The organism is Polaromonas sp. (assembly GCF_039930745.1).
Taxonomy (GTDB): Bacteria; Pseudomonadota; Gammaproteobacteria; order Burkholderiales; family Burkholderiaceae_C; genus Polaromonas.
This window is the reverse complement of record NZ_JBDTTH010000177.1, coordinates 1-3,207: the sequence shown is the minus strand read 5'-3', so window position 1 is coordinate 3,207 and position 3,207 is coordinate 1. Positions and strand designations below refer to the sequence as shown.

Sequence of the window (3,207 nt, the reverse complement as noted above, 5' to 3'; positions counted from 1 at the left end):
ATTTCGCATGCTATTGCGAATAATGCCTGGCTCATTGGCAGTACCGCGGCCATGACGGGCCCGCTGGGCGGCTTCGGTGTTGAGAATCAAAAAGGTGTCAAGGCGGCTCTGGAGCAGATCAATTCCAAAGGTGGCGTGCACGACCGCCCCATCCATATGGAAGTGCTGGACGACGCCTACGTGCCGACACGCAGTGTGGAGAACATCAAGGTACTCGCAGCCAATCCACAGGTGATTGGCCTGATGGCTTGCCTCGGTACAGCCAACAACGCGGCCATCACACCGCTGATCGAATCCGCCGGGCTGGTCCACCTCGCGCCCCTGACCGGCGCCAGCAGCCTTCGCAAGAATGGCCTGCGCCATGTGTTTCACATCCGGGCCAGCTACAGCGATGAAATCCAGCGTCTGGTGCAAAACGTAGCTTCCATGGGCATCAAGAACCTGGCCGTGGTCTACACCGACAACCCCTATGGCAAGGAAGTGTCGGAAGAGACCATGACGCTGCTCAAGGCCGCGGGGGTGTCGGTTCTGGGCTCGTCCGCACTGGCGGTGGACGGCAAGAATCTCGACGCCGTGGTCGCCCAGATCGTGGGCATGAATCCATCCGCCGTGGTGCTCGGCACCGCCGGTGGTTCCACCACCGGGCTGGTGGCAGCCTTGCGCAAGGCCTCACCAAGCATGCCGATTGCCGGCATCAGCCCGACTTTCACCCAGGAAGGCATTGCCAAGCTGGGCAGCAGCGCCCGCGGGGTCGCCATCACCATGGTGTTTCCCGAGCCCAACCGATCCAAGCACCAGCTCGTCCGCGAATACCAGGCCGCGATGCGCGCCACCGGCCTGGAGCGCTTTACCACCGGCAGCCTGGAAGGCTATATCGACATGCGTGTCATGGCCGAAGCGCTTCAGCGCGCCGGAAAAGGCGCCGACCGGGAGAAGCTGCGCCAGGCCATCGCCGGGATTCGCAATTTCGACCTCGGTGGTTTTCAGATCGATTACAGCAACACGACGGCTCGTGTCGCCTCGAAGTTTGTGGACCTGGGCATCATGTCCGGCGACGGCCGGGTCCTCTCCTGAGCCCTGCCATGGCCGCCTCCAGCGTGCTTGCGAACCAGGCCCGGCCCCGGCCAGCGCTGCCCCCTACGCGCCAGCGCGCGGCGCCAAGCCGCAGGCCGAGGATTTTTCCGGCGCCATCCAGCGACCCCGTCCTGGCAGCTGTCGACGTCCTTGACGAACTCGTCGCGGCGATTGTCAGGAAGCATCACGGCAAAGTCCCCTCCGGTTTTTTCGACTGGGTCGCCGACGAGATGACGCCGTACCTGGAAGCGCGGGTGCTGGTCAGCCAGGACAGCAGGGGCCGTCTCGTCGGCTCGCCGCAGCGGGCTACCAGAGACTGGGTGACGGAAGTCTGCCAGCGGCGCCTTGAACAGAAAATGCTCGGCGCCGCCTCTTTGCCGGTTTGCGATATCCCACCGGGTGCCGGCAAATCACGCTGATGCCACCGGCCTCTTGAAGCGTTCGATCAGGGCGCGGTAGGCGCAGATGGCCTTTTCCGCCGAACTCGGATCATCCAGGACCCGGTATTCGTAGAGCACCCCAACCACCAGGCAGTGAATCTCAAAGAGCAGCGCCGAGGCATCCGCATCATCCCGGAACTGGCCCTTCTCCATGCCTTGCTGGATCGTGTATTCCATCGCGCTGCGCCAGGCCCGCACGTTGGTGAGAATGGTTCCACGCAGGCTCTGCGCTGCCGGTTCATTGGAAAATGCCGTGACCTCAAAAAGCGTCACGTTGTTGCCGCTGCTGCTGCAGATTTTATGGATCCAGCGTTCAACCATGGCATTGAGCCTGTCGATACCGCGAGGTTGTTCCATCGCCGGAAAAAAGATCTCTCCGAGAAAGCGCTTGGTGTACTCCTCCACCAGCGCGGTACGCAGTGCTTCGATGGAGCCGATGCGTGAAAAAACGCCACTGTTGGACAGCTGAAGTTTTTCGGCCAGGCTGGGAACCGTGACTGCGCCAAAGCCGTGACTGATGGCCATCTCCAGGCCAGCTTCGATGATGGCACTGCGCGTCAGTTCGCTTTTTTTTGTTTTGGCTTCCATGGGTGCATTTTATGGGGCAGCGGCGGGAAAGTCCCTGCCGGGACGTTGAAATCAACCCTCCCCCAGGCTACATCAACGGCCGCAGTTCCCTCGCCGCATCGAACAGCAACGGCAGCAAGTCGCGCTGCATCACCTGCGCCGAAAGCCGCTGCGGCGACGCCACCACATTCAGCGCTGCCACCGTCTTGCCCTGCATGTTGCGCAGCGGCACCGCCAGCGCATGCACGCCAAGCTCATGCTCTTCCGCCGCCAGGCAGAAGTCGTCCGAGCGCACCTGCTCAATGACCGCCCGGAACTGCTTGATGTCGATGATGGTGCGCGTGGTCAGGCGCGGCAATGTACGGGCCTTGAGCCATTGCGCCAGCGCGGTTTTGGGCTTGGCTGCCAGCAGCACCCGCCCGGTGGACGTGGCATGGGCCGGCAGCCGCGCGCCCAAGTGCAAGCCGTAGGCCAATATGCGCACAGCACCGTCCGCACCACTTTTCCACTCATATCCGCTGCGCCCAATGACCACCACCTCGTCGCCGTCCAGCACGCCGGCTGAAAATGACTCCTGGGTCTGCGCCGCCAGGCGGTTCAGCGTCGGCTGTACCGCGCGCGGCAAACGCGCCGACGCCAGGTAGCTGCCCGAAAAGCGCAACACCTTGGGTGCCAGCCAGTAATAGCTGCCGTCGGTTTCCAAATAACCCAGGTGCGCCAATGTCAACAGGTGACGGCGCGCGGCGGCACGTGTGATGCCGGCGCGCTCGGCCGCCAGCGTGGCATTCAGGCGCTGGCGCTGCGTATCAAAACTCTCCAGCACCGCCATGCCTTTGGCCATGCCTTCAATCAGGTCGGCTTTGGCGATCGGCTTGCCGGTCTGCAGGATGCCATTCGTTGGCGCGGAAGGGGTCGGCTGGCTGCTCATTGCGCGATCATCGCACAAATGGCGTGGAGATCGCGCACCGCGCGCCTGGCCATCTGGCAGTCGCCAAGTGCGGCGAATACGCTAGCTATTCCGTAAAAACGAAGTGGAGACAGACATGCGTACCCAGGTAGCCATCATTGGTGCAGGCCCCTCCGGCCTGCTGCTTGGCCAGTTGCTGCACAAGGCCGGCATCGACGC

The 3,207-nt window shown here is 62.9% G+C and carries 5 protein-coding genes; 3 read left to right on the top strand and 2 right to left on the bottom strand.

Translation table 11 applies throughout. The annotated features are described in order from the left end of the window. A partial coding sequence (locus tag ABI660_RS23295) for an ABC transporter substrate-binding protein (protein ID WP_348072614.1) occupies positions 1–1,074 on the top strand: 1,074 nt, incomplete at its 5' end. Positions 1,075–1,082: 8 nt separating this feature from the next. Then, positions 1,083–1,493 carry a hypothetical protein gene (locus ABI660_RS23290; protein ID WP_348072612.1) on the top strand — a complete coding sequence of 137 codons (411 nt, stop codon included), beginning with the start codon at positions 1,083–1,085 and terminating at the stop codon, positions 1,491–1,493. Here ABI660_RS23290 and ABI660_RS23285 read toward each other — a convergent pair. Further along, the gene (locus ABI660_RS23285; protein ID WP_348072610.1) at positions 1,485–2,102 is read right to left on the bottom strand and encodes a TetR/AcrR family transcriptional regulator; all 618 of its coding nucleotides are present in this window, start codon (positions 2,100–2,102) and stop codon (positions 1,485–1,487) included. The genes ABI660_RS23290 and ABI660_RS23285 overlap by 9 nt on opposite strands. Before the next feature lie 67 nt (positions 2,103–2,169). Continuing rightward, entirely contained in the window at positions 2,170–3,009 is an 840-nt protein-coding gene (locus tag ABI660_RS23280) for an IclR family transcriptional regulator C-terminal domain-containing protein (protein WP_348072608.1), read from the bottom strand. A 115-nt stretch (positions 3,010–3,124) separates the two neighbouring features. Between ABI660_RS23280 and ABI660_RS23275 the strand changes: the two genes are divergently transcribed. Then, positions 3,125–3,207 (top strand): FAD-dependent monooxygenase (locus ABI660_RS23275; protein WP_348072616.1); only part of this gene is annotated, 83 nt, incomplete at its 3' end.